The sequence below is a fragment of the Streptomyces sp. NPDC090499 genome, assembly GCF_044769305.1.
GTDB lineage: Bacteria > Actinomycetota > Actinomycetes > Streptomycetales > Streptomycetaceae > Streptomyces.
The window spans coordinates 156,490-182,304 of record NZ_JBIVXP010000009.1 but is presented as its reverse complement, the minus strand read 5'-3'; the positions used below and the strand labels follow the sequence as shown (position 1 = coordinate 182,304).

Genomic DNA, 25,815 nt, shown 5'->3' with positions numbered 1-25,815 from the left:
GGCGGCCGGCCCGCCGGTCAGCCGCCCCCGGCGAACTCCTCCGCCAGCCGCTCCCCCTCGGCCTCCGCCTCCGCACGGTTCTCGATGGGCTTGACCGCCGAATGCCTGAAGACGATGTAGGTGACGCCGGACGGCGCCCCGCCGACCCTCGGGTCGGGGTTCACACCGAGCGCCTTCGCCGTGGCGTAGGAGGCCTCGCCGATGATGTCGCGCGGTCCGGTGTCGCCGACGACCGCGTACTGCACCCGGCCCTTGTAGATCACCGCGGCGACCGCGCCGCCCCGGACGCCGGACTTCCGGTGGTTCCAGCGGCGGCTGGGGCCGGGTACGACGACGTAGGGCAGTTTCTCGGCGTTGAGCTGACGGCCGTTGGACTGCTGGTAGGCGGTGGCGGCGGTGAACGCCGGGTCGGCGGACCGGTTGCAGTGGGCGGTTCGCTGGCCGTCGCAGTCGATGTCGAGGTCGGCCTTCCAGAAGACGGCCTGCCGGGTGCCGCACACGGGGACGGTGGCGGCCTTGTTGGCATCGGAACGGTAGCGGCCCCTGGATACCTGGTTGCACTCCCGGAGCCGGGCCAGCAGGTCGGTGGCGGTGATCCGGTGCCGGTGGCCGGAGGCCGCGTACGAGGCGGCCGGGGCGGGCAGCGTGGCCGGGGCGAGCAGGGCGGCGCCGGCCGCGGCCAGCGTCAGCGACTGGACACGCACGATGAGGGACCCTTTTCGTGGGGGACATGGAATCACCCGGAACAAGATGGTGCGGGTCCGGCGGCCGGGCCAGCACATGGAGGCTGTACAGGGCCGTTCGGCGCAACGAAACTGACACTTCGTGAGCGGCCGCCGAGGGGCCGGGGGCCGAGCCGGTGTCGGCCCGGCGCCCCGGCCGCCCGTGCCGGCGCGGGATCAGCGACGACAGCGTTCCGCGCCACAGGCGCGAACTCCCCTGTTCTTCCGGGAAGTTCGACCGCAGGACCCTCAGCATACGTAACTCTCCCCCGGCGTCTGCAATACGGCCCTCTTGATGTCCGCATCCCGGGCAGTCATATTGGTCCGGACCATTGCCGTGCTGCCGTCCCCGGGGAGGCGGAACCGTGCGCCGAGTTGCCGTCGTGGTCTGCACCCTGCTGTTCGTGACGTCCTGCGGCTGGGGCCGGGCCGCCGACGGCGACAGCGGCCGGCTGCCCGGCGCCCCGACGGGGGTGACCGCGGCCGCCGGGAGCGCCACCAGCGTGCACGTCATGTGGAACGAGCTGCCGGAGGGCTCCGGGATCCGTGCCTACGAGGTGTATCGCGGCACCACGAAGGTCGAGGAAGTGCCCGGCTCCCAGCACATGGTGGACGTCACCAGGCTCAGGTCGTCCACGGCGTATGTGTTCACCGTGCGGGCCCGCGGCGGGGACGGCAGCCTCGGGCCGCGCAGCCGTGCGGTGCGGGCGACCACCCCCGCGATGGTCGCGGCCGACCGCTCCGCCCCCACCCGGCCCGCGCGGCCGGGCGGCCGGGCCGTGGGCAGCCGTGCCGTACAGCTGTCCTGGGGCGCGTCGACGGACGACCGGGCCGTGGTGTCGTACGACATCTGGCAGGGCGGCGCCAAGATCCACAGTGTGGGCGGGAACCAGACCGCGGCCGTGGTCATGGGGCTGCGGCCGGGCACCCGCTACGTCTTCACCGTCCGGGCCCGGGACGCGGCCGACAACCTCTCGCCCGCGAGCACGGCGGTACGCCTCACCACCCCCGGCAGCGGCGACGGCCGGGACACCGCGCCGACCGCGTTCACGGCGCGTACCCACGAGGAGAGCGGGGCCTGCTACCTCGATCTGGCCTGGGACCCGCCGCAGGTGGACGGTGTGGTCACCGAATACCAGATCCGGCTGGACGCCGGGACGACCACCTCCCTGGTGTGGGGCGGCACTCCACCGAAGGGACGGGCGACCTACAGCTTCTATGTGGGCCGGGACCATGGGGTCCGGCACCAGGTGCGGCTCCGGGCGCGGCTGCCGGACGGCACCTGGGGCGGCTGGTCGGCGGAGCGGACCGTGACGACCGGGGCCTGACGGGAGCCGGACCCGCATCCCGGCCTGGGCCGGGCGGAGGAAGAAGTCACCTGGCCGGTCGCCCTCCGGGTGCGGGACGCGCCGGAGCCCCTTTCGCTGAACCTGAGGCAGCACGGGCGTTTCCCCACCCTCGGCGGCGCACGGGACGTTCCGCCAACCGTGCCGCCGGAGGGCAGACCATGCGCACTACCCGACTTCTCCTCCGCTCCGGCCTGACCCTGGCGGCCGCCGCCGCTTTCCCGACCTGGCTCGCCGGCCCGTCCGCCGCGCTCTCGGGCATCTCGGTGAGCACCATCGGCACCACGGTCTCGGTGGTCACCAGCGCCTGTACCCAGTCCAACGGCAGCTGGGGCAACGCCTCGCTGCTCAACAGCGGCCAGACCGCCTTCGCCCAGGGACGGCAGGCGGCCCTGGCGGGCACCACGGTGAGCCAGTCCGCCGCCTGGTCGGGGGTGTCGCCGGGCACCTACACGGTGGTCGTCGTCTGCTCCAACGGCGGTACGGCGGGCACCCAGTCGGTGATCGTCTCGTCCGCCCCCGCCGCGCCGACGACCTCCTCCACCACCAGGACGGCCGCGCCTGCCGCCCCCGCCCGGGGCGTGATGGGCGGCCTGGGCGGCGCCGCCCGCGACTACGGACCGCTCACCCTGGGCATCGGCGCCGCGCTGGTCGGCTCGGGCGTCATCGCCACCGGCTGGTACCTGCGCAAGCGCTCGAAGCCCTACCGGCTCTAGGACCGGGACGGTCCGGGCAGTTCGCCGAACTCCTCCAGGGCATGGCCGAGCCACTGCGTCCAGAACGTCTCCAGGTCGATGCCGGCCCGCAGGACCAGGTGCCGCAGCCGGTCCTCGGGCGCGTCCTTGCCCGGCGGGAAGTCGCGGCGCTGGATCTCCTCGTACTCGGCCAACTGCCGCCGGTGCAGCTCCAGATGGCGGCGCAGGTCGGCCTCGATGCCGGCGGTGCCGACGACCGCGGCGGCACGCAGCCGCAGCAGCAGCACGTCCCGCTGCGGCTTGGGGTCCTGGGCGGCGGCGGTCCAGCGGGCCAGCTCGGCGCGGCCCGCGGGCAGGACCTCGTAGCTCTTCTTCTGCCCGCGGGCCGGCTGCTCGGCCGGCAGGGTGCGGATGTAGCCCTCGGCCTCCAGCCGTCCGAGCTCGCGATAGATCTGCTGGTGCGTGGCCGACCAGAAGTACCCGATCGACCTGTCGAACCTGCGGGTCAGCTCAAGCCCCGACGACGGCCGTTCGAGCAGGGCGGTGAGGATCGCGTGCGGGAGTGACATGGGCTCATCCTAGGGACGGCGCTACAGGGCTGCGGCCAGCTCGGTGCCCTGCTTGATCGCCCGCTTGGCGTCCAGTTCGGCGGCGACGTCGGCACCGCCGATGAGGTGCGCGCTGCGGCCGGCCGCGACCAGTTCGTCGTACAGGCCCCGGCGCGGTTCCTGTCCGGTGCACAGCACGACGGTGTCGACCTCCAGGACGGTGCTCTCGCCGTCGACGGTGACGTGCAGTCCGGCGTCGTCGATCAGGTCGTAGCGCACACCGGGGACCATGGTGACGCCCCGGTGCTTGAGTTCGGTGCGGTGGATCCAGCCGGTGGTCTTGCCGAGGCCCGCGCCGACCTTGCTCGCCTTGCGCTGCAGGAGGTGCACGGTCCGCGGCGGCGCCGGGCGCTCCGGGGCGGCCAGGCCCCCGGGTCCCTGGTACTCCGTGTCGACGCCCCACTGCCTGAAGTACGTCTCCGGGTCCTCGCTCGCCTTGTGGCCGCCGTCGGTGAGGTACTCGGCGACGTCGAAGCCGATGCCGCCGGCGCCGAGGATCGCGACGCGGTCGCCGACGGGGGCGTCGTCGCGCAGCACGTCGAGGTAGCCGAGGACGCGGGGGTGGTCGACGCCGGGGATGTCGGGGGTGCGCGGGGTGACGCCGGTGGCGACCACGACCTCGTCGTAGCCGGTGACGTCCGCGGGCTCGACGGCCGTGTTCAGGCGCACCTCCACGCCGTGCGCGTCGAGCTGGTGGCGGAAGTAGCGCAGGGTCTCGTCGAACTCCTGCTTGCCGGGGACCTTGCGGGCCACGTTCAGCTGGCCGCCGATCTCGCTCGCCGCGTCGAACAGGGTGACCTGGTGGCCGCGTTCGGCGGCGGACACCGCGCAGGCGAGGCCCGCCGGTCCGGCGCCGACGACCGCGACACGCTTCTTCAGCCGGGTCGGGGCGAGGACCAGTTCGGTCTCGTGGCAGGCGCGCGGGTTGACCAGGCAGGAGGTGATCTGCCCGCTGAAGGTGTGGTCGAGGCAGGCCTGGTTGCAGCCGATGCAGGTGTTGATGGCCTCCGGCGTACCGGCTGCGGCCTTGTTGACGAAGTCCGGGTCGGCGAGCATCGGGCGGGCCATGGAGACCATGTCGGCGAAGCCCCCGGCGAGCAGTTCCTCGGCGACCTCGGGGGTGTTGATGCGGTTGGTGGTGACCAGCGGCACGGACACCGCGCCCATCAGCTTCTTGGTGACCCAGGTGTAGGCGCCGCGCGGGACCGAGGTGGCGATGGTGGGGATGCGGGCCTCGTGCCAGCCGATGCCGGTGTTGATGATGGTCGCCCCGGCGGCCTCGACGGCCCGGGCGAGGGTGATCACCTCGTCGAGGGAGGAGCCGCCGGGGACCAGGTCCAGCATGGACAGCCGGTAGACGATGACGAAGTCGTCGCCGACGGCCTCGCGCACCCGGCGGACGATCTCGACGGGGAAGCGCATCCGGTTCTCGTACGAGCCGCCCCAGCGGTCGGTGCGGTGGTTGGTCTGCGCGGCGATGAACTCGTTGATCAGGTAGCCCTCGGAGCCCATGATCTCGACGCCGTCGTAGCCGGCCTGCCGGGCGAGGCGGGCGGCGCGGACGTAGTCGCCGATGGTGCGCTCGACGTCGGCGTCGGTCAGCTCGCGGGGCGCGAAGGGGCTGATCGGGGCCTGCAGCGGGCTCGGGGCGACCAGGTCGCGGTGGTAGGCGTACCGGCCGAAGTGCAGGATCTGCATCGCGATCCGGCCGCCCTCGCGGTGTACGGCCTCGGTGACGGCCCGGTGCTGCGCGGCCTCCTCGTCGGTGGTGAGCCTGGCGCCGCCCTCGTAGGGCCGGCCCTCGTCGTTGGGCGCGATGCCGCCGGTGACGATGAGGCCCACTCCGCCGCGGGCCCGGGCCGCGTAGAACTCCGCCATCCGCTCGAAGCCGCGCTCGGCCTCCTCCAGGCCCACGTGCATGGAGCCCATGAGCACGCGGTTGGGGAGTGTGGTGAAGCCGAGGTCGAGGGGTTTCAGCAGGTTCGGGTAACGGCTCATGGGGGCCTCCGTGCGCGGTGTCGTCACCGTAGTTGTAGAGGACCGCGCACGGATTATGCAACTAGTTGCACAACACCCTCGGGATGACGTGTCTCAGATCACCGGTCACCGGCTTTCGAGCAGGACGTGCAGTTCCCTCTCCTGGTCCCCGGACGCCGACGACAGGTTCCGCACGGCGAACAGGGAGTCGAGGGTCCTGTGCAGCCGGCTGATCGCCCAGTAGCCGCCCTGCGCGTCGGCCTCGACCGTGGCCGAGAGCCGGGGCGGCGGGGTGCACTCGTGGGCGTCGGTGACCTCGAACGTGCCGAGCCACACCATCGGGCGGGTCTCGTGGAGCTGCTGCGGCACGTCCTCGGCGGCCCGGTCGGACTCGAAGCACTGGCACAGCGCGTCGAACACGATCCGGGCGTCCTCCTTGTTGCATCCACTGATCTCGAGGGAGACGGGTTCCTCGTGCATGGGCACACGGTCCATGGTGATCGCTCCTCTCATGGCGATGGCGCGGTGCCACGGGTTCCCCCGCGAACCGCGCCATGCCAACAGATAAGCACCGATCCCCGGACCCTGCACCACCCGCCGCGGGCGGGCGCGGGCTCAGCTCCGGGTGAACTTGTAGGTCACGCTGTCCGTGAGGACGCAGAAGCCGGGCGACATCACGACGACCCGCAGGACGCCGGTGCGCCGGTCGTAGTCGATGCCCTCGGCCTCGAAGGTGCCCGAGCAGGAGCTGCGCAGCGGCAGCTGGCGCAGCGCCGTGACGTGCCCGGTGACGTTCGCGGAACCGGGCTGCGCGGACAGGTCGATCTGCAGCAGCGGCTTGGTGTAGCCGAAGAGGCTGCCGTCCGGGTCGTCCGAGGAGCACAGCAGCGTGGTGGCGCTGGAGAAGTCGCAGCCCTGGACGTCCCGCACGGCGTGGTCGAGGTTGACGACGGACGCCAGCGGGAGGTTCGCGGACGGCGAGGTGCTCTTGTTGGCGCCCGGCGTCGGGAAGACCAGGAAGCGGGTCATCGTGCCGTACTCGCCGGAGAGCATGTACTGGCTGTCGGGCGTGATGGCGGACCAGGAGTTGTTGAGGGCCTCGCCGGAGACGAGCGTGTGGACGTACTCGGACCAGGTGCCGTCGGGGGCCTGCACCCGGTACATCTTGTAGGTGCTGGAGTCCGCCTGGTACGGCTCGACGTAGTAGCCGTCGTAGGACTCGTCGGGGTCGCCGACGTGGTTCCAGCCGCGGGCGTAGACGTCGAGCGGGATGGTGCCGACGCCGGTGTACCGGTTGGGGCTGTTGGCCGGGACCTCGACCGAGGTCAGGCCCTGGCTCTCGGTGAGCGCATCGGCGTGGTCGGAGCCGGTCTCGGTCCAGTTGTCGGCCGCGGAGGCCGGGGCGGCGGTCGCGAGGACCAGGGTGGCGGCGAGGGCGACCAGGGCGGTCAGGCCTGCGCGACAACGTTGCCGGGGGGACGCGGGCATGGAAGCCTACTCCTCGGTATCGGGGGGGTGGGACGCGCGTGCGCCGGTCAGTCTGGCGCGGGCCCGATGGACATGTACAGACCAATGACGGGTCCGGAAGGTGAACTCACGCCCCTGCCGTCTCTGTGGTCGCTTCGCGGTACGGATGCCGTCGTGTTGAGAGATGGTGGAAAAGTCGGCCGTGGCATCGGAGAGTCGGGTGTGAGCGCGATAGAACAAGGGGAGTCCGCACGGGGGACGGCGTGCCGTGCGGAAGTCCGAAGGCGGTGCGTGCGATGAGTCCAGCCGAGGCCTCGGTGCCGGAGGGCCGGGAGCCCGTGCGCGGACCCGTGCGGCCGGGCGGGCTGCTGGACGTCCTGAACGTGGCCTCGGTCGTGCTGGACGCCAAGGGCCGGATCGTGCTGTGGAGCCCGCAGGCCGAGGAGCTGTTCGGCTATTCGGCACCGGAGGCGCTCGGCCAGTACGCGGCGCGGCTGATGGTGCACGAGCGCCACATCGGACTGGTCGGCAAGCTGTTCGCGGACGTGATGAGCACCGGGCGGAGCTGGGCCGGCGGCTTCCCGATCCGGCACAAGGACGGCTCCACCCATGTGGTCGAGTTCCGCAACATGCGGCTCATGGACGACAACGGCGACGTGTTCGCGCTGGGTCTGGCGGCCGACCAGTCGACGGTGCGCCGGCTGGAGCAGGACGTGGCGCTGTCCGAACGGATCGTGCAGCAGTCGCCGATCGGACTGGCCGTCTTCGACACGGACCTGCGCTTCGTGTCGGTCAACCCGGCGATGGAGCGGATGAACGGCGTCCCGGCCGAGGAGCACGTGGGGCGGACGATCCGCGAGGTACTGCCCTCGCTGGACGCCGACGCCCTGGAGGCGGCCTACCTGCGGGTGCTGCGCACCGGTGAGCCGGTCGTCGACGAGTCCGCGGTGGGCCGTACGCCGGCCGATCCGGACGTGGAGCACATCTGGTCGGTGTCGGTCTACCGGCTGGACGACGCGCTGGACAACGTGCTGGGCGTGGCCACCTCGGTGGTGGACATCACCGAGCCGTACCGGGCCGGTGTCGAGGCCGAGAACGCGCGCCGCCGGCTGGCCGTGATCGCCGACGCCTCGGCGCGTATCGGCACCACCCTGGACCTGGAGCGCACCGCCCGGGAGCTGGCCGGCGTCGCCGTGCCGGAGCTGGCCGACGTGGCGGCCGTCCAGCTGCTGGACACGGTGGTCGAGGGCCGCAGCGGCGCTCTGGGCCCGGCCGAGCCGGCCGTGCTCCGGGCCCTCGCCGTGCGCGCGGAGCAGACGGCGGACGCCGCCCAGGCCGCCGACGAGCCGGGGACGGTCGCCCGGTACGCGCCGGACCGGCTGATCACCGAGTGCGTACGGACCGGGGAGGCCGTCGTCGTCCCGCAGGCCAAGGACGAGGACCTGGCGCGGATCGCCCCCTCCCCCGAGGCCGCGGTGCTGCTGGGCCGGGCCGGGGTGCACTCGTATCTGGCCGTGCCGCTGATCGCGCGCGGCGAGGTGCTGGGCGCCCTCGACCTCAAGCGCACCCGCAATCCGGCGCCCTTCGACGACGACGATCTGCTGCTGGCCCGGGAACTGGCGGCGCGGGCGGCCGTGCAGATCGACAACGCCCGCTGGTACGAGAACGCCCGCACCACCGCCCTGACCCTCCAGCGCAGCCTGCTGCCGACGCACCCCCGGGTCACCCCCGGTCTGGAGGTCTCCTCCCGTTACCAGCCGGCGGGCGCCACGGTCGAGGTGGGCGGCGACTGGTTCGACGTCATTCCGCTGGACGGCGGGCGGACGGCCCTCGTGGTGGGCGACGTGATGGGCAGCGGCATCAACGCTGCCGCGACGATGGGCCGGCTGCGCACCGCGACCACCACCCTGGCCGCGCTGGGCCTCGATCCGGCGGTCCTCCTCGAACACCTGGACAAGACCACGTCGGGCCTCGACCACTCGATCGCGACCTGCGTGTACGCCGTGTACGACCCGCGGCTGCGCCGGTGCCGGATCGCCAACGCCGGCCATCTGCCCCCGGCCCGGGTCCGCCCCGGCCGTCCGCCGGAACTCCTCGACCTGCCCACCGGGGTCCCGCTGGGCGTCGGCGGGGTCGCCTTCGCCACCACGACCGTCGACTTCGAGCCCGGCGACGAGCTGGTGTTCTACACCGACGGCCTGGTGGAGACGCGCAGGCACTCCCTGGACGAACGCCTGGACGAACTGCTGGCCCTGCTCGACGGCCCGCCGCGCCCGCTGGAGGAGGTCTGCGACCTGCTGCTGCGGGAGCTGCACCACCCCGACAACCACGACGACGTGGCCCTGCTCATCGCGCGGGCCCGGGAACTGCCGTAGCCGAGGGGAGCTGCCGGGGCGCCGGACGTGCCCCTGCCCAGGTGCGGATTCATCGAATTCACAGGAACTGATTACCGGGTTCTTATCGGCGCCCTCCCACAATTCACAGAGAGGCATGCGTCGCGCGATGCCGCGTGCCGCCGTTCGCCGATGGGAGCGAGCCGTGACGCACGAACCGGAGCATGAGAACCGCCGTGACGTCGACGGAACCGAACCGTCGATCCCGCCGATGCCCGACCGTCCCCCGCAGGCCGCCGCCCCGGAGTGGGGAGCCCCGCCGGAAGTCCTGGCCGGGCCGGGACCCGACCGGGAGCCGGGCGCGCCGCTGCGCGACCGGTGGCGCCGCCAGTCCTTCCGCGTGCGCGCGGTGACCGTGGCCTTCGTCGCCGGGGCGCTCGCCCTGGGCGGCACGGTGGCGTTCGCCGCCGGCTCCGGCGGCTCCGCCGCGTCCCCGGCCGCCGCCGGTGCGTCGCCCGCGCCCTCCGCACCGGACGGGCGCGGCCCCGGCCACGGCTGGTTCGGGATGGGCGGCATGGGCGTGCACGGCGAGGCGACCGTCAAGGACCCGGACACCGGCAAGTACGTGGTGCGGGTCTGGCAGCGGGGCACGGTCGAGAACGTGGACGGCGACCAGGTCACGGTGCAGAGCGACGACGGCGCGACGTGGACGTGGACCGTGGGCTCGGGCGTCAAGGTGCGGGGTGACTCCGACACGCTGAAGAAGGGCGCGAAGGCCTTCCTGATCGGCACCCGCGGCGACGACGGCAAGCGGACCGCGTCCGGCGCGTTCTCGGGCGACTTCACCGGCATGGGCCGCGGCGGCATGCACGACCGCGGCGGCCCGTGGCACCGCTTCGGCGACCGGTCGCCGTCACCGAGCCCGTCGGGGAGCGGGGCCACCACCTGAGCGGGTCCGCCGCTGTCGGGCGGCGGACCCGAAGGGGCGCTGGGGGCGCCCCCGGCCGAGGGCCGGGGGCGGAACCGCGCCACCGGCCACGACGGCGCCGCAGCCGGTGGATCGCGGCACGTGAAGCGCAGGGCCTAGGCGGCGCGCACCCCGATCACGACGTTCGCGTACAGCTCCTCGGAGACGGCGAGCCGGGTGGTCAGTCCGGCGTGCCGGACGGCGCGTACGGCGTCCTCGGCCTGGTGCTCGCTCGTCTCCACCAGGAGGCAGCCGCCGGGCGCGAGCCACTCACGGGCCCCCGCGGCGACCCTGCGCAGTACGTCGAGTCCGTCGCCGCCGCCGTCGAGGGCGACCAGCGGCTCGTGCTCGCGGGCCTCGGCGGGCAGCAGCCCGACCTCGCCGCTGGGGACGTAGGGCACGTTGGCGGCGAGGATGCCGGTCCGGCCGCGCAGGGCGGCGGGCAGCGCGTCGAACAGGTCGCCGGTGTGGGCGTGGCCGCCGTAGGGGGCGATGTTGCGGCGGGCGCAGGCGACGGCGGCCGGGTCGATGTCGGCGGCGTGCAGTTCGACGTCGCCGAGGGCGGCGGCGAGGGCCGCGCCGACCGCGCCGGAGCCGCAGCACAGGTCCACGACGACGGAAGCGCCGGGGGCCTGGGCCAGGGCCTGGCCGACGAGGAACTCGGTACGGCGGCGGGGCACGAACACGCCGGGTTCCACCAGGATGCGCAGCCCGTGGAACTCCGCCCAGCCGAGGACGTGTTCGAGGGGCTGACCGGCGGCCCGGCGGTCCACCATGGCGGCCAGCTCGTCCGGGGTGCGGGCGGCGGCGAGGATCAGCTCCGCCTCGTCCTCGGCGAAGACGCAGCCGGCGGCGCGCAGCGCGGAGACGACGGTGGAGGCGGTGGTTTCGGAGAGTGAGGTCATCACCGGGCAGCCTAGCCGGACGCCGGTGCGCCGGTCGCATGGTTTTCCGCCCGCCGGACCGCCACGCAGACGGTCCGCCGGGCGGCCGGGGAGGCCGGGAGCCGGGGAGTCAGACAGCCGGGGTGACAGGCAGGCGGTCAGACGCCGACCGTCTCCTCGGTCTCCTCCTCCGCTTCCGCGGCCTCCTCGATCAGACCGGCAGGGGATTCCGGTACGACCGCGGCGGGCGCCGCCTTGGCCCGCTCGTAGGCCGCCGCGATGGCCGTGACCGCGAGGCCGGCCAGCAGCCAGACCGCGAGGGTCCACACGTTGCGGCTGAGGCCGTCGCTGCCGAAGTAGAGCAGGCTGCGGACGCCCTCGACGAAGCCGGCGCCGTTCCAGAAGGCGTGCAGGGTGCCGAAGAAGCCGTTCTGCAGTTCGGGGCGGAACAACCCGCCGGAGCTGGTGAAGTTGAGCATCACGAACAGCACCATCATGGTCAGCGTGGTCCACCGCTTGAGGAAGGTGTGCAGGCCGACGCCGATGAGGAGGATGCCGGCGGAGTAGAGCCAGGCCATGCCCCAGACCCCGGCCAGGTCGTGGTGGGCGAGGTGGAACACGGGTCCGGCGAGGAACGCGCCGATGCCGCTGACGACGGCCGAGACGCCGAGCGCGAGCAGGGCGCGTACTCGCATGGGGAGCGCCGCGCCGGCCGCGCCGAGGGCGGCGACGGAGGCGTAGGAGCCGATGCTGACGGCGATGAGCAGGAAGAAGAGGCCCTGTCCCGTGGGGTCGTCGGCGACCGGCTCGGCGACATCGGTGACCTTGAGGGCGACGCCCTCCTTGTCGGCGACCTGGGTGAAGACCTGCTCGGCGGCCGTGGCGCCCGTGTCGGAGGCGGCGACGGCGACGATCAGTTCCGGGGCCTTGCCGCTCGGCACGTAGGCACCGGTCACGGTTCGGGACCTGAGCAGGTCGACGGCGGCGGCGCGGGTGGGGACGGTACGGACGTCGAGCTTGTCGCCGGCGGTGTCCTTGATGGTCTGCGCCAACACCTTCGCTTCCGGTCCGGCACCGACCACGGCCACCGGCATGTGGTTCGGCTCCGGGTGGACGAACGCGCCCATATAGGCGAGCCCCATGCCCAGGCACATCAGTAGCGGGGTGATCAGGTGCGTGAGTACATGGCGCAGCGCCGGCGACCTCATCGGGTACGACCTCCAGAACCTTCGGGCCAAACTGATTGGCTTATACAACTCACTTTCAAGTTGTACTATACAACTAGATCGTCGGAGGAGGTATTCCCGTGACAGCGGCGGAGACGGCAGTGGAGACCATCCAGCGCGAGATGACGACGTTCGCGCGCCGGGCCAGGGCGTCGGCCGGGCGCATGCACCCCGAGCTGTCGCTGGTGTCGTACACCCTGCTCGGGCATCTGGAGGAGAGCGACGGCTGCCGGGCCACCGACCTGGCCGCGCACTACGCGCTGGACAAGTCGACGGTCAGCCGGCAGGTCGCGGCGCTGGAGCGGGCGGGGCTGATCGAGCGGCGCCTGGACCCGGAGGACCACCGGGTCCAGGTGCTGCATCTGACGGAGGCGGGCAAGGACATCCTGGCGCAGGTCACGCGGCGCCGCCGGGCCGCGTTCCGGGAGCGGCTGGCGGACTGGCCGGAGGCGGACCTGGTCAGGTTCGCCGGATACCTGGAGCGCTACAACGCCGGGACCCCGGCCGGCTCCGCCGACGACTGACCGAGCGGCTCCGGCACCCTCGCCGCGACGAAGGCGGTACGGCGGCGCAGGCGGAAGCCGAGCGACTCGTACAGCCGGATCGCGGTGCTGTTCTCGGCGCCGGTGTGCAGGAAGGGCGTCTCGCCGCGTTCCCGGATGCCGTACGCGACCGCGCGGATCAGCCGGGTCGCGAGGCCCTCGCCGCGGAACGCCGGATCGGTGCAGACCGCGCTGACCTCGGTCCAGCCCGGCGGGTGCAGCCGCTCCCCCGCCATCGCGATCAGCCTGCCGTCCCGGCGAATGCCCAGGTAGGTGCCGAGTTCGATGGTGCGGGGCAGGAACGGGCCGGGGCGGGTGCGCTCGATCAGGTCGAGGATCTCGGGTACGTCGGCCGGCCCGAGCCGGACCGCGGCCGGCTCCGGCACGGCGTCCATGCCCTCGTCCACCAGCTGTACGCCCGCGATGTTCATCGTGAGCTCCCAGCCCGCCGGGAGTTCACCGCGGTAGCCGGGCAGCGGGACCTCCGCGCCGGGGCCGGCCAGGGCGGCGAGGTCCGCCCAGTCGTCGGCGCCGGGATCGTCGGGCAGCGCCAGCCACGGCGAGACGTCGACCGGATAGCGCAGGATCCGGCCGCGCCGCTCGGCGAAGAGGGCGTGCGGGCCGGTGAGCGAGGCGCGGGCCGGGTTGTCCAGAACGTGCCGAGCGCCCTCGCGGGCCTGCGGGACGCTCATATGCCGACCTCGATCACGATCTTGCCGAGGGCGTGCCCCTCCTCGACGGCGCGCAGCGCCTCGTCGGCCCTGTCCAGCGGGAAGGTCCGCGAGACGTGCGGGTCGAGTTCACCGGCCACGACGAGCTCGGCCACCTCGTCCAGGACGGCGGCGGTCCGGGCGCGTGCCACCCGGGCCCCGCCCAGTGCGGCCACCGTCTCGGGCGCGGCGCCCGCGGTGATCAGCCTGGTGCGGTCGGCGAGCAGGCCGGCCGCCTCGGCGAGCACCTCGCCGCCGACCAGGTCGTAGACGCCGTCCACGCCGTCGGGTGCGACGGCCCGCACCCGGTCGGCCAGGTCCGGGCCGGAGGCCACGTGCACGGCGCCCAGCGACTCGACGAGGTCCTTCTTGGCCTCGCTCGCCACCCCGATCACCCGCAGGCCCCACGCGTGGGCGATCTGCAGGGCGGCCGCGCCGACTCCGCCGCCCGCGCCGGTGACCAGCAGGGTCGCGCCCTCGGGCAGGTCGAGCTGGCGTACGCCGTCGTAGGCGGTGGCTCCGGCGACCGGCAGGGTGGCGGCGTCGGCGAAGGACAGCGCGGCGGGCTTGTGCGCGGTCACGGACGCCGTCAGCAGGGCGTACTCGGCGAACGCGCCGCCGGACGTGTTGCCGAAGACCTCGTCGCCGGCCGCGAAGCCGGTGACACCCGCACCGGTCTCCTCGACCACACCGGCGGCCTCGCTGCCGAGGACGACCGGGAAGCGTGCCGCTCCCTCGCCGGGGCGGCGGAAGCCGCCCCGCAGCTTCCAGTCGACGGGGTTGACCCCCGCCGCGCGGACCGCGATCAGCAGTTCACCGGGGCCGGGCACGGGCCGGTCCAGCTCGGCGAAGGCCTCGGTCTCGGGCCCGCCGTGCCTGGTGTAGACGTACGCCTTGGGCATCGTGTTTCCTCGCTCTCTGGTGCTGTCACCGGTGTCCCGGCAGCGGCACTCAGCGGCAAGCATCGGCAGGTGGCGGCTATTCCCGCCTCCGCGGATCGTTCACACGGCCGCAATGATCGGCGGCCTGACCTGGGCGGGAGCACCCGATCGGACGCCGTACGGTTGAAGCATGAACGTCACCCGAGGCTTCGCCGGCCGCCCCCGCGTCCACAATGCCGGACTGCCGCCGGGCCAGTACGACGCGGGCGAGGACTGGCCGGTGCTGTCCGCCGAGGTGACGCCTGAGCTGGCGCCGGCCGACTGGTCGTTCCGGATCGACGGCCTGGTGGCCGAGCCCCGCACCTGGGACTGGGGCACGGCGCACGCGCTGCCCGCGTCGGCCTACGAGGGTGACATCCACTGCGTGACCAGCTGGTCGAAGTTCGGGGTGCGGTTCGGCGGTGTCTCGCTGGACGCGTTCTTCGATATGGTGCGCCCCCATGGGTCCGCCACACATGTCGTCGCCTACTCGCACACGGGCTACACCGCCAACCTGCCGCTCGCGGACCTCACCGGCGGGCGCGCCTGGATCGCCTTCGAGTACGGGGGCGAGCCGCTGCCCGCCGAGCACGGCGGCCCGGCACGGCTGCTGGTGCCCCACCTGTACTTCTGGAAGAGCGCCAAGTGGATCGCCGGACTCACCCTCCTCGACCACGACGAACCAGGTTTCTGGGAGCGCAACGGCTACCACGCGCGGGGCAACCCGTGGCAGGAGCAGAGGTACGCCGGTGACTGAGACGAGGACCGCCGGGACCACCGCCTTCGCTCCCCCGACGCGCTTCGCTGTCCCCGGCCGCATCGAGGTCGGCGGCCAGGCCGCGGGGGTGTGGCAGACGGCCACGGTCACCGGGATACGGCGCGAGACCCCGCACGCGGCGACGTTCCGGTTCGCGGTGCCGGCCTGGGCGGGGCACCTGCCGGGACAGCACCTGATGCTGCGGCTGACCGCCGCGGACGGCTACACGGCCCAGCGCCACTACTCCCTCGCCTCCGCACCGGACGGCTCCGGGCACATCGAGCTGACGCTGGACCACGTACCGGGCGGCGAGGTCTCCGGCTGGTTCCACACGGTGGCCCGGCCCGGCGACACGGTCGAGGTACGCGGTCCGCTGAGCGGTTTCTTCGCCTGGCCCGGCGACCGGCCCGCACTGCTGGTCGGCGCCGGCTCCGGGGTCGTACCGCTGATGTCCATGGTCCGGCACCACCGGAACCGGGCCCTGGACGTGCCGCTGCGCATGGTGGTGTCGGCACGCTCCCCCGAGGAGCTGATCTACGCGCGGGAGCTGGGCGCGGAGACCACCACCGTGTTCACCCGCGCCGCACCCCGGGGTGTCCCGGTGGGACGTATGTCCGCCGCACATGTGGCCCCGCTCCTGGCCGACCAGCCGGAGGGTGGGTGGGAGGCCTATGTGTGCGGCTCCAACGGGTTCGCGGAGCATGCCTCACGTCTGCTCGTGGCGGCCGGACAGCCGGTGGACCGGATCCGCATCGAGCGGTTCGGCTGACCCACCGCGCCCCGGGCGTGCGGAGCGGGTGCGTCCGGCTCCGGAACGTGCGGCACGGGGGCGTGCGGTCGACGGGTTTCCGGGGCGCCGGGGCCGGCTTCCGGCGCGCGCCGGAAGCCGTGCTTCAGCCGGTGCCGCGTGCCTCGCCCCGGACGGTGGGCGTGCCGCTCCGTACGGGGTACCAGTCCCGTGTGGACGCTCGCATGCGAGCGGGGGCACGCTGGGAGCTGCGGACCGGCTGTCCGGCCCTCCGGCTCTTGTGGCGGCGAGGAGGTCGACATGCGTACCCGGGTGCGTGGCTGGCGCTGGCGGCACAATCCGCTGCGGCGCAGGTCAGACGTGGTGGAAGCGTGGATCGCGCTGGCCGTCGCGGTTCTGCTGTGCGTCGGTGCCCCCCTGGTGGGTGCGGTGGCGGGGCTCTGGGCCCATGAGCAGGCGCAGTCGGTGGCGGCGGTGGAGCGCTCCGAGCGGCACATGGTCCGGGCCCTGGTCGTCGGCGGCGCCCCGGAGCAGCTGCCGTCGGTGCAGGGCGGCGACCAGGCGCATGCCTACCAGACCAATGTCCGCTGGACCGTGCCCGGCAAGGGGACGCAGACCGCCCTGGCCCGGGTGCCGGCGGGCACGCGGACCGGTGACACGGTGGACGTGTGGTTCGACCGGCAGGGGCACGGGGTCGCCCCGCCGCCCGACGACATCGCCGTCTGGCAGCACACGGTCACCGTGGGCCTGTGCGGGGCGAGCGGCGCGGCGGCCGCGGTGCTGCTCGGGCACGGCATCGTGCGCCGGGTGGCGCTGCGCCACCGGCTCGCCGAATGGGAGCAGGAGTGGGCGCGCACCGGACCGGACTGGACCCGCGGCCGCGCCTGACACGCCCCCGCCCGCATCGGCCGGCCCCCGTCCCACCCCCGCCCCGCCACCACCCTCGCCCCGTCCCGCCCTCGCCCCCGTCCGCACCCGGGCCTCGGGTTCGGCGCCCGGCGCTGCCACCGAGGTGACCCGACCACCAGCCCTGCCCACCCTGCAGCCCGGGGCTCGTCCGCCCGCCGTCCACGATCGTCGACCCGACGGCCTGACCAGCAGCTCCACAACCGGCGGCGGAATCTTTTCGCAGTTTTCGGACGGCGCAGAGGCCTGGCGATTCATCGGATCACCCACGTACGGTGTGATCATCCGCACCTCCCCTTCTCCAAGGCGGTTGTTGATGGCCCTGTTCGACCTGTCTCCCGACGAGCTCCGGGAGCACCGCAGCACGTCGGTGGCGCCCGACGACTTCGACGCCTTCTGGTCCAAGACGCTCCAGGAAGCCCGCGAACACGATCTCGACGCCCGTTTCGAGCCGGTCGACGCCGGGCTGTCCACGGTCGACGTCTACGACGTGACCTTCGCCGGGTTCGGCGGACACCCGGTCAAGGGCTGGCTGCGGCTGCCGGCCGGTACCACCGAACCGCTGCCGCTGGTCGTGGAGTTCGTCGGGTACGGCGGCGGACGCGGGCTGGCGCACGAGAACCTGCTGTGGGCGTCGACGGGACGGGCGCACTTCACGATGGACACCCGCGGGCAGGGCAGCGTCTGGGGCGGTGGGGGCGGCACCGACGACCCGGTGGGCGGCGGGCCGGCGTATCCCGGGTTCATGACCCGGGGCATCGACGCGCCCGAGAACTACTACTACCGCCGGGTGTACACGGACGCGGTCCGGGCGGTGGAGGCGGCCCGCTCGCATCCGCTGACAGACGCCGCGCGGACCGTGGCGCTCGGCATCAGCCAGGGCGGCGGGATCACCATCGCGGTCGGCGGTCTGGTGCCGGACCTGGTGGCGGTCGCACCGGACGTGCCCTTCCTGTGCGACTTCCCGCGCGCGACCACGCTGACCGACCGTCACCCCTACCGGGAGATCGCCCTGTTCCTGAAGACGCACCGCGGCCGTTCGGCGGACGTGCAGCGCACCCTCTCCTACTTCGACGGGGTGCACTTCGCGGCGCGCGGCCGGGCTCCGGCACTGTTCTCGGCGGCCCTGGAGGACCAGACCTGTCCGCCCTCCACGGTCTTCGCGGCCTTCAACTCCTGGGCGCACGAGGACAAGGCCATCGAGGTGTACGACTTCAACGACCACGAGGGCGGCGGCCCGTACCACGAGGCGGCCAAGGCGCGCTGGCTGCGCTCGTACGTCTGAGCGGGAGGCGGAGTTGGACACGCGGGAGGCCGCGGAGCGGTTCGTCCGGGTCTGGGAGCGGGGCTGGGCCGCGCACGACGTGGACGCGCTGCTCGCCCTGTACGCCGAGGACTGTGTGCACCGCTCGATGCCGTTCCGCGCCCCGCACCGGGGGCGGGACGAACTCGCCGCCTATCTGCGCTGGTCGTTCGAGGCGGAGCGGGTGACGGAGGTCAGGTTCTCGGCGCCGCTGGTGGGCCCGGACGGGGTGGCGGCGGCGGAGTTCCGGGTGCGGTCCGAGGAGGAGGGTGCGGCGGTCACGCTGGCGGGGTGCGTGTTCGTGCGCTTCGACGGGCGCGGGCTCGCGGTGGAGTCCCGGGACTACTGGCACACCGCGGACGGGCACCAGGAGCCGGCCGGGCGGCTCTTCCTGCTCTGACCTTTCCTCCAGTCCGACCAGTCGGTACGTTCGGGGTGCCGGGCCGCAGCGTCGCGGTCCGGGTTTTCCGGCGTACGACGGAGGCCGCATGTCCCAGCACGAGCCACAGCCGCAGTCACAGCCCCGGGTCCAGATGCAGGTCCACGGCCACTGCGATCCGCGTTTCGCGGCGGTGCGGGAGGCGTTCGAGGAGAACTTCCGGGACCGGGAGGAACTGGGCGCCGCCGTCGCGGTGACGGTCGGCGGCGAGACGGTGGTGGACCTGTGGGGCGGCTGGGCCGATCCGGCGCACAGCCGGCCGTGGCAGCGGGACACCGTGGTCAACGTCTGGTCCACCACCAAGGGCCCGGTGGCCCTGTGCGCGCACATCCTGGCCGACCGGGGGCTGCTCGACCTCGACGCGCCGGTGGCGGAGTACTGGCCCGGGTTCGCGGCGGCCGGGAAGGCCGGGGTCCTGGTCCGCCACCTGCTCTCGCACCGGGCCGGGCTGTCCGGGCTGCGCGAGCCGCACTCGCTCCAGGACCTGTACGACTGGGAGCTGACGACCGCGCGGCTGGCGGCGACGGAACCGTGGTGGGAGCCGGGAACCAGCTCCGGGTACCACGCGCTGACCTTCGGTTTCCTGGTCGGCGAGGTGGTGCGGCGGCTGTCGGGGCTGCTGCCGGGGGCGTTCCTGGAGCGCGAGGTCACCGGGCCGCTGGGGATCGACTTCACCGTCGGACTGCCGGAGAAGGAGGCGGACCGGGCGGCCGAGCTGGTCCATCCCCGGGTGGTGTCGGACAGCGAACAGGCCGCGATCTTCAGCCAGCTGGCGCCCGCCGCGGTCGCCGCCCTGGCCAACCCGGGGGTGGGCGCGAGCGCGGCGAACACCCCCGGGTGGCGGGCGGCGGAGATCCCGGCGGCCAACGGGCACGGCACGGCACGGGCGGTCGCGGCGCTGTACGGGGTGTTCGCGGGCCGGGGCGAGTACGGCGGCCTGCGCGTGCTGTCGCCGGAGGCGGCCGAGCGGGTGCGGGAGGGCCAGGGCAGCTGCCGTGACCTGGTGCTGGGGGCGGGTTTCGAGCACGAGACCGAGATCGGTCTTGGACTCTGGCTGAGCGGGGCGAACGGCTCGTACGGGCCGAACCCGCGGGCCTTCGGGCACGACGGCTTCGGCGGCTCCTGCGGGTTGGCCGACCCGGAAGCGGGGGTCTCCCTCGGCTATGTCATGAACCGCATGGGCCCGCGGATCGCGGACGACCCCAGGAAGACGGCCCTGGTCAACGCCGTTTACGCGAGTCTGTGAGGCCCGCACGGTTTCGGCCGAACCCGTCGGCCGCTCTTCCCTGATGGTTTAGACCAATGCTAGATGTGGTCGCGGTACGAACCCGCACGGCTACGTCTTGTCATCACGGCCCGGCGGCGAGCCCCAGCCTGCTCGCCGCCGGGCCCCGGTGACCAAGCCCTGTCACCCTCAGGAGGCGCGGCATGGCCCGCACCACCCCCCACGACCACTCCGAGAGCGAAGGACAGCCCCTGTACTGGCGGATCGCGACACAACTACTCGGCGAACTGCGCGACGGCACCCTGCCGCCCGGGGAACGGCTGCCGGCGGAACGGCAGTTGGCACGGCACTTCGGGGTCAGCCGGGAGACCGTCCGGCAGGCGCTGGAGGTGCTGCGGCACAGCGGGCTGGTGGCCACCGACCGGCGGGGCAGCCACGCCACGCTGCACGGCCGTCCGGTGGAGAGCCCGGTCTCCCTGGCCTTCCCGGTGGGCGCCGGGCCCACGGAGCACGGTGCGGTCGACCGGGCCACCGTGGCCTGGGAGGAGCCGCCGCCCGAGCACGCGGCGGCGCTGGGGCTGGCCCCGCACCGGCCGACCCTGGTGCACCGCTACGAGTCAGCCTCCCCCGACGGTCACGCCCTGCGCACCGCCGTGACCTCGTTCTCGGTGGTGGCCCTGACCGAGGTCGAGGAACTGGGCCGCTACCGGGACCGGGCCGACGGCTGTGCCGCCGCGCAGCTGCGCCGGGCCTACGACTGGATGCGCCAGGCAGGCCTCACCCTGCACCACCGGGACTCCATCACGCAGGTCGCGGACGCGTCCTCGGTGCGGGTGACCCGCCGGGTGCACGACCAGTACGCCCGCCCGCTGGAGATCACCGACCTGGTGGTGGACGCCCAGCAGGACGCGCTGGTCTACGAGTTCACGGTGCCCGCCGCGGGCTGACCGCGCCGGGCCACGACCAGCCGGGCGCGCGGGCTGCCGTCGCCGCGCTCACCGAACTCGGGCAGTGCGGACAGTTCCACGGCGAACCCCGCCCGCGCCAGCTCCGCCAGCACGGCGCCGAGCCGGAAGGCCCGGTAGTACATGACGAACGGGGGCCGCCACACGGCGTTGCGGACCCGCATCACGGCGTCGAAGCCCAGCAGCATCCAGAATCCGAGGCTGCTGGGCCGCGGCGGCGCGAGCACCGGGAAGGCGAAGGTGCCGCCCGGTCGCAGCACCGCGTGGACCTGGTCGAAGAGGCCGGGCAGCTCCCGGGGCAGGAAGTGGCCGAACGCCCCGAAGCTGACGACCAGGTCGAAGGCGGGCCCGAACGGCAGGGCTCGGGCGTCGCCGCGCACATAGGTGACGTCCGGGCCCTCGGGCGGGGGCTGCCGGCGGGCGGTCTCCAGCATGCCGGCGCTGAAGTCGACCCCGGTGACGCTGTGCCGGCACACCTGGGCCAGCACAGCGGTACCGGCTCCCGTGCCGCAGCACAGGTCGAGGCCGTTCTCGAAGGGGCCGAGCGGGGTGAGCGCCTTCGCGACCGCGTCGAGGACCGAGTCGGGCGTCCGGAACGGGGTGTGGTCGAACTTCGGGGCCAGCAGGTCGTAGCCGCGCTCGACCGAGGACAGCGCCTGGACGGTGAGTTCTCGGAGGCTCGGGCCTTCGGGGCTGAACATCCGGCCAGCTTACGGGAGCGGACGGTGCGGGTGTGGCCCTGCCGGCCCACGCCTGCACCGTCCGGTGTCACGCCACCGTCAGCGTGAGGGCACCCGTGTAGGCGGAGCCCGCGGTGATCGCCGTCTCGGTGCCGTCGACCGTCAGCTTCACGGACCTGCCGCGCGGCGCCCGCACGGCGGCGTCGGCCGCGAGGGTGAGGCTGGTCAGGTACGACGTCCCGGTGACCGTCCAGGCCGAGCCGCTGTTCAGCTCGACGACCACGCCGTTGTTGACGGCGGCCTGCACGGTGTTGGTGACGATGCCCAGCTCGTAGAAGGTGGACGAGTCGATCGAGGAGACCCGGTGCTTGGCCTTGGTCGCCGAGATGACGCCCTCGACGCTGGAGCCCTCGAAGGTGAGGACCATGTTCTTGCCGCCCCGCATGCCGTTGTAGAAGTCGCCCTTCACCTTGATGGAGCTGAAGGTGGCGGCACCGTCGGTGGCGTGGACGGCGGTGACGTCGAACGTGGAGTCCTTCACCGGGTCGGTGGTGGGCTCGGTGTAGACGCCGATGTTCATCATCTTGCCGTTGACGGGGACCGGGCCCGGGTCGTCCAGCTCGATCATCTGCAGGATGATCCCGTCGCGCGGGTTGAGCCGGGCGCCCTGCGAGCCGTCCACCGAGATCGTCGTCTGCTGGCCCTTGTTGAGGAAGGTGGCCCGCTCGGAGTTGACGACGGTGCCGCCGTCCAGGGTGAGTTGGCCGGCACCGAAGAACATGTAGCCGAAGTGGCCGGAGTTCACCACCGTGCTGCGCTCCGGGATGCTCCGCAACTCACTGTTGGACAGGCCGAGTTCCAGTTCGGTGTTGAGGGCGGCGACGGCGTCGCGGGTGCTGTCGCCGTAGTGCACGACGGCGGCCGGCCCGGCGATGATCGTCGCGTAGGAGCCGACGTCGAAGCGGGAGCCGAGGACGCGGACGGTGGCGTCGCCGATGGCGTAGGTGCCGTAGCCGTAGTCGCCGGTGTTGCCGACGTGGCTGTTGATCGCGGTCAGCTTCAGGCCGCTGCCGCCCTCGACCGACAGGGCGCCCCAGGTCTCGGAGAACACGGTCGAGTTGAGGTAGGTGGCGACGCTGCCCGCGCCGATCAGGTTGGTGGCGCGGACGTTGCCGTCCAGGCCGAGCATCCAGGGCACCGACTCCATGTACGGGGTCTCGACGGTGGCCTGGTAGTCGGTGGGCAGGACGCCGTTGCGGGCGCGCAGGAAGGAGTCCTTGACGAGGACGTTGGCGCCGCCGTTGGCGATGACGGTGGTGCGGACCACGCCCTTGTTGCTGATCCGGGCGCCGTCCACGACGAGCTTGGTCGCGGACCCGTCGCCGACCACGGCCGCGCCGTACCCGGCGAAGTCCGAGCGGCCGTTGCCGTCGAAGGTGATGGTCGGGCTCTGCAGGGTGTAGCTGCCGCTCTCGACGTACACGCCGTTGAAGCACTCGCCGGTGGAGGCGATCGACACGTTGCGCGCGGCCGTGTCGGTGATCTTGCCGCCGCGTACGGCGGAGAGCACGGACCTCGCGGAGTCGACCCCGTCCGAACCGACGTACAGGGCCTGCCGGAACGGGAAGGTCAGCGTCTGGTAGGTGACGTCGTTGGACTCGGCGACCGTGAGGACGACGTCACCGCGGTAGGTGCCGGCCTGGACGAGGGTGCCGGTGGCGCCGGTCGCGGTGAGCAGCTGGCCGGTCTCCACGCCGTCGACGGTGAGGCTGATGTCGTACCCGTCCGGGGCGACGATCTTCCCGCCGTCCCCGATCGTCAACTGGCTCACCTGGGTGGTCGCGGCGAGCTCGTAGGTCTCCCCCGCGGCGACGGAGATCGTCCTGCCCGGCGCCTTCGGGGCGGCGGTGGCGGAGGCGACCGGAACGAGCACGGCCGCGGTCGCGGCGGAACCGGCGATCAGGAACGAGCGTCGGGATGTCAGCGTCATTGCAGGCCTTTCCACGGGTGGAGTGCGCCGTCGCGCAGAGTCACGAGTCGCCGGTCGGAACCAGGGCGACGAAGGCACCGGAGGTGCGCAGGTGGGAGTGAATCAGCCTCGGTAAACGCGGGACAGGCCTTGCACACACGCATCCCGGAACCCGATGCCTCGGATCGTGCGGCCCACTTCATGGCGCTCACACAGAGTGGCCACAGTCCCCGGCGGCGGGTGCGCACGCCGACGAGGCGGACGGCCCGCGCGCCGTCCGCCTCGCCTGGTGCTCCGTCCGCCTAGGCCGGGGCGATCATCCCCGCCGACAGGTCGATGTCCGCCCCGCACAGTCCGGGCATCGCCAGCATGGCGACGAGCGCCCGCGCGACCTCGTCCTCCTCCACCAGCCGGCCGAGCGCCGCCCGGGAGGCGAAGTCCCGTTCCGCCTCCTGGACGGTGCAGCCGGTGAGTTCGGCGGTGAGCCGGAAGTTGCGGTCCATGCGGGGTCCCCGGACCGGGCCCGGGGAGAGGGAGTTGACCGCGACGCCGTGCGGGCCCACCTCGCCCGCCAGCGTCCGGGTGAGGCCGATCAGCGCCATCTTGGAGGCGGTGTACGGCGTCCGGTTGAGCAGCGGGCGTTTGCCGCTGACCGAGGCGACGTTGACGATGTCGCCCCGGCCGGCGGCGAGCATGGGTGGCAGGAACGCCCGGCACATGAGGTAGACGCCGCGTACGTTGGCGGCGAACACGTCGTCCCACTCGTCGGGTTCGATGTCGACGAGCGGCCGCACCGGTCCCGCGACGCCGGCGTTGTTGACGAGCAACGACACGTCCTCGTCGGCGAGTCCGGCGGCCAGCGCGTGCACGGAGCCGGGGTCGGAGACGTCGCACACGGCCGTGCGGGCCGATGCGCCGACCTGGGCCGCCGCCTCCGCGAGGGCCTGCTCGTTCCGGCCGGCCAGGACCACCCGGGCACCGGCGTCGGCGAGCGCCCGCGCGAAGGCCCGGCCGAGCGGTCCTCCGCCGCCGGTGACCAGGGCCGTGCGGCCGTCCAGGCTCACGCCTCGTTCCACGGCAGCGCGTCGCCGGCGGCCTTCGCGGCCCGTACGTCGCCCGAGCGGGCGTGGCCCTCGAAGAGCTCGACCCGGGAGGCACGCCCGCACAGCCGCCCGAGCAGGGCCTGCGAGGCGGTGTCGGTGACCTCCTGGTAGGTGACCGTCTTGAGGTACTTCCCCACCCACAGGCCGCCGGTGTAGCGGGCGGCACCACGGGTGGGCAGCACATGGTTCGTGCCGATGACCTTGTCGCCGAACGACACACAGGTGCCCTCGCCGAGGAACAGGGCGCCGTACTGGGTCATCCGCTCCAGCGCGAGGCGCGGCTCGGCGGTCAGCACCTCGACGTGTTCGAAGGCGAACGCGTCGGCGAGTTCGTACAGTTCGTCGATCGAGCCGACGACGTGCACCTGGCCGTGGTTGCGCCAGGCGGGTTCGGCGTAGTCGCGGGTGGGCATGCCGGGCAGGATCCGCTCGACCTCGGCGATGGTCTGCTCGGCGACCTCGCGGGAGGTGGTGATCAGGACCGCCGGGGAGTCCGGGCCGTGCTCGGCCTGGGAGAGCAGGTCGACCGCGCAGACGAACGGGTCGGCCCGGTCGTCGGCGAGAACCAGGATCTCGGTCGGTCCGGCGAACAGGTCGATGCCGATCTCGCCGAACAGCTGGCGCTTGGCCTCGGCGACGTAGGCGTTGCCGGGACCTGCGATCAGGTTGACGGGCTCCATGGTGCCGGTGCCCACGGCCATCGCGGCGACCGCCTGGACACCGCCGAGCAGCCAGATCTCGTCGGCGCCCGCGAGGTGCATGGCGGCGACGGTGGCGGCGGGTATCTCGCCGGAATCCAACCAGCCGCGCGTAGCGCGTCCTTGAGGGGCGGCGGTCGGGCGACGGGTGGGAGGGGTGCAGGCGACCACCCGCGGCACGCCGGCCACCTTGGCGGTGACGACGGTCATGTGGGCGGAGGCGGTGAGCGGGTAGCGGCCGCCGGGGATGTAGGCACCGGCCGCCTGCACGGGGATGTGCTTCTGGCCGAGCTTCACGCCCGGCAGCGTCTCCACCTCGAACTCGCCCAGGGAGTCCAGCTGGTGGCGGGCGAAGGTACGGACCTGCTCCTGTACGAAGGTGATGTCGTCGATGACCTGCCGGGGCACCGAGGCGACGATCTTCTCGACCTCCTCCGTGCTCAGCCGGAAGGAGTCGGGGCTCCACTTGTCGAACTTCTCCGAGTACGCACGGACGGCTGCGTCACCGCGCTCGCGGATGTCCGCGATGACACCGGAGACGGTCTCGCGCACCTGGTCGAGGGAGGCGGCCACCTCGGACCCGGGTATGGCGTGCTTCAGGATCTCTGCCACAGCTGCGGCCTTT

At 73.0% G+C, this 25,815-nt stretch carries 25 protein-coding genes; 12 read left to right on the top strand and 13 right to left on the bottom strand.

Annotated elements, in window-relative coordinates; translation table 11 throughout:
• Window positions 1–17 precede the first annotated feature (17 nt).
• Entirely contained in the window at window positions 18–704 is a 687-nt protein-coding gene (locus ACIQVL_RS30455; protein ID WP_403436684.1) for a glycoside hydrolase family 75 protein, read from the bottom strand.
• Between the two features lie 383 nt (window positions 705–1,087).
• Between ACIQVL_RS30455 and ACIQVL_RS30450 the strand changes: the two genes are divergently transcribed.
• Entirely contained in the window at window positions 1,088–2,050 is a 963-nt protein-coding gene (locus ACIQVL_RS30450) for a fibronectin type III domain-containing protein (protein ID WP_403476918.1), read from the top strand.
• A gap of 179 nt (window positions 2,051–2,229) precedes the next feature.
• On the top strand, window positions 2,230–2,784 hold the full coding sequence (locus ACIQVL_RS30445) for a hypothetical protein (protein WP_403436681.1): 555 nt from the start codon (window positions 2,230–2,232) through the stop codon (window positions 2,782–2,784).
• On the opposite strand, the gene ACIQVL_RS30440 is transcribed toward ACIQVL_RS30445, so the two are convergent.
• From ACIQVL_RS30440 to ACIQVL_RS30425, 4 genes are all read right to left on the bottom strand, one after another.
• The gene (locus ACIQVL_RS30440) at window positions 2,781–3,332 is read right to left on the bottom strand and encodes a PadR family transcriptional regulator (RefSeq protein ID WP_403436680.1); all 552 of its coding nucleotides are present in this window, start codon (window positions 3,330–3,332) and stop codon (window positions 2,781–2,783) included. The genes ACIQVL_RS30445 and ACIQVL_RS30440 overlap by 4 nt on opposite strands.
• A 21-nt stretch (window positions 3,333–3,353) precedes the next feature.
• Window positions 3,354–5,369 (bottom strand): FAD-dependent oxidoreductase, encoded by a 2,016-nt coding sequence (locus ACIQVL_RS30435; protein ID WP_403436679.1) that lies wholly within the window; start codon window positions 5,367–5,369, stop codon window positions 3,354–3,356.
• Window positions 5,370–5,474: 105 nt separating this feature from the next.
• Window positions 5,475–5,843: a hypothetical protein gene (locus ACIQVL_RS30430; RefSeq protein ID WP_403436677.1), complete on the bottom strand. Its 369-nt coding sequence runs from the start codon at window positions 5,841–5,843 to the stop codon at window positions 5,475–5,477.
• Between the two features lie 120 nt (window positions 5,844–5,963).
• Window positions 5,964–6,836 (bottom strand): hypothetical protein, encoded by an 873-nt coding sequence (locus ACIQVL_RS30425; protein ID WP_403476917.1) that lies wholly within the window; start codon window positions 6,834–6,836, stop codon window positions 5,964–5,966.
• A gap of 275 nt (window positions 6,837–7,111) precedes the next feature.
• Here ACIQVL_RS30425 and ACIQVL_RS30420 point away from each other — a divergent pair, with 275 nt between their 5' ends.
• Both ACIQVL_RS30420 and ACIQVL_RS30415 read left to right on the top strand, forming a co-directional pair.
• Entirely contained in the window at window positions 7,112–9,190 is a 2,079-nt protein-coding gene (locus tag ACIQVL_RS30420; protein ID WP_403476916.1) for a SpoIIE family protein phosphatase, read from the top strand.
• Window positions 9,191–9,353: 163 nt separating this feature from the next.
• Entirely contained in the window at window positions 9,354–10,097 is a 744-nt protein-coding gene (locus ACIQVL_RS30415) for a hypothetical protein (RefSeq protein ID WP_403436673.1), read from the top strand.
• A 134-nt stretch (window positions 10,098–10,231) separates the two neighbouring features.
• On the opposite strand, the gene ACIQVL_RS30410 is transcribed toward ACIQVL_RS30415, so the two are convergent.
• Complete coding sequence (locus ACIQVL_RS30410; protein ID WP_403476915.1) at window positions 10,232–11,020, bottom strand: putative protein N(5)-glutamine methyltransferase; 789 nt, start codon at window positions 11,018–11,020, stop codon at window positions 10,232–10,234.
• 137 nt (window positions 11,021–11,157) lie between these two features.
• Window positions 11,158–12,207 (bottom strand): hypothetical protein, encoded by a 1,050-nt coding sequence (locus ACIQVL_RS30405; RefSeq protein ID WP_403436670.1) that lies wholly within the window; start codon window positions 12,205–12,207, stop codon window positions 11,158–11,160.
• Window positions 12,208–12,305: 98 nt separating this feature from the next.
• On the opposite strand from ACIQVL_RS30405, the gene ACIQVL_RS30400 reads away from it, so the two are divergent.
• The gene (locus ACIQVL_RS30400; protein ID WP_403436668.1) at window positions 12,306–12,749 is read left to right on the top strand and encodes a MarR family winged helix-turn-helix transcriptional regulator; all 444 of its coding nucleotides are present in this window, start codon (window positions 12,306–12,308) and stop codon (window positions 12,747–12,749) included.
• Here the strand turns inward: ACIQVL_RS30400 and ACIQVL_RS30395 are convergent.
• Both ACIQVL_RS30395 and ACIQVL_RS30390 read right to left on the bottom strand, forming a co-directional pair.
• Window positions 12,710–13,459, bottom strand: a complete 750-nt coding sequence (locus ACIQVL_RS30395; protein ID WP_403476914.1) for a GNAT family N-acetyltransferase — start codon at window positions 13,457–13,459, stop codon at window positions 12,710–12,712. The two genes, ACIQVL_RS30400 and ACIQVL_RS30395, sit on opposite strands and share 40 nt — an antisense overlap.
• Window positions 13,456–14,379 carry an NADP-dependent oxidoreductase gene (locus ACIQVL_RS30390; RefSeq protein WP_403476913.1) on the bottom strand — a complete coding sequence of 308 codons (924 nt, stop codon included), beginning with the start codon at window positions 14,377–14,379 and terminating at the stop codon, window positions 13,456–13,458. The genes ACIQVL_RS30395 and ACIQVL_RS30390 overlap by 4 nt, the downstream gene beginning before the upstream one ends.
• Window positions 14,380–14,548: 169 nt before the next feature.
• Here ACIQVL_RS30390 and ACIQVL_RS30385 point away from each other — a divergent pair, with 169 nt between their 5' ends.
• From ACIQVL_RS30385 to ACIQVL_RS30355, 7 genes are all read left to right on the top strand, one after another.
• Window positions 14,549–15,154 carry a sulfite oxidase-like oxidoreductase gene (locus ACIQVL_RS30385; protein ID WP_403476912.1) on the top strand — a complete coding sequence of 202 codons (606 nt, stop codon included), beginning with the start codon at window positions 14,549–14,551 and terminating at the stop codon, window positions 15,152–15,154.
• Window positions 15,147–15,923, top strand: a complete 777-nt coding sequence (locus ACIQVL_RS30380) for a ferredoxin reductase (protein ID WP_403476911.1) — start codon at window positions 15,147–15,149, stop codon at window positions 15,921–15,923. The genes ACIQVL_RS30385 and ACIQVL_RS30380 overlap by 8 nt, the downstream gene beginning before the upstream one ends.
• Window positions 15,924–16,202: 279 nt before the next feature.
• Entirely contained in the window at window positions 16,203–16,790 is a 588-nt protein-coding gene (locus tag ACIQVL_RS30375; protein WP_403476910.1) for a hypothetical protein, read from the top strand.
• Between the two features lie 334 nt (window positions 16,791–17,124).
• A complete protein-coding gene (locus ACIQVL_RS30370; RefSeq protein ID WP_403436658.1) occupies window positions 17,125–18,093 on the top strand; it encodes an acetylxylan esterase in 969 nt (322 codons plus the stop codon).
• A gap of 13 nt (window positions 18,094–18,106) precedes the next feature.
• Complete coding sequence (locus tag ACIQVL_RS30365) at window positions 18,107–18,511, top strand: nuclear transport factor 2 family protein (RefSeq protein ID WP_403436656.1); 405 nt, start codon at window positions 18,107–18,109, stop codon at window positions 18,509–18,511.
• Window positions 18,512–18,599: 88 nt separating this feature from the next.
• Entirely contained in the window at window positions 18,600–19,796 is a 1,197-nt protein-coding gene (locus ACIQVL_RS30360; RefSeq protein ID WP_403476909.1) for a serine hydrolase domain-containing protein, read from the top strand.
• A 182-nt stretch (window positions 19,797–19,978) separates the two neighbouring features.
• A complete protein-coding gene (locus ACIQVL_RS30355) occupies window positions 19,979–20,722 on the top strand; it encodes a GntR family transcriptional regulator (protein WP_403436653.1) in 744 nt (247 codons plus the stop codon).
• Here the strand turns inward: ACIQVL_RS30355 and ACIQVL_RS30350 are convergent.
• The 4 genes from ACIQVL_RS30350 to hisD all read right to left on the bottom strand — a co-directional run bounded on the left by ACIQVL_RS30350 (window position 20,692) and on the right by hisD (window position 25,802).
• Window positions 20,692–21,441, bottom strand: coding sequence for a class I SAM-dependent methyltransferase (locus tag ACIQVL_RS30350; RefSeq protein WP_403476908.1), 750 nt, complete (start codon window positions 21,439–21,441; stop codon window positions 20,692–20,694). The genes ACIQVL_RS30355 and ACIQVL_RS30350 overlap by 31 nt on opposite strands.
• A 67-nt stretch (window positions 21,442–21,508) precedes the next feature.
• Window positions 21,509–23,410, bottom strand: a complete 1,902-nt coding sequence (locus tag ACIQVL_RS30345) for a hypothetical protein (RefSeq protein WP_403476907.1) — start codon at window positions 23,408–23,410, stop codon at window positions 21,509–21,511.
• Window positions 23,411–23,691: 281 nt separating this feature from the next.
• Window positions 23,692–24,453, bottom strand: coding sequence for an SDR family NAD(P)-dependent oxidoreductase (locus ACIQVL_RS30340; protein WP_403436649.1), 762 nt, complete (start codon window positions 24,451–24,453; stop codon window positions 23,692–23,694).
• Window positions 24,450–25,802: a histidinol dehydrogenase gene (gene hisD / locus ACIQVL_RS30335; RefSeq protein ID WP_403476906.1), complete on the bottom strand. Its 1,353-nt coding sequence runs from the start codon at window positions 25,800–25,802 to the stop codon at window positions 24,450–24,452. Before hisD ends, ACIQVL_RS30340 begins: the two co-directional genes overlap by 4 nt.
• Between the last annotated feature and the right edge of the window lie 13 nt (window positions 25,803–25,815).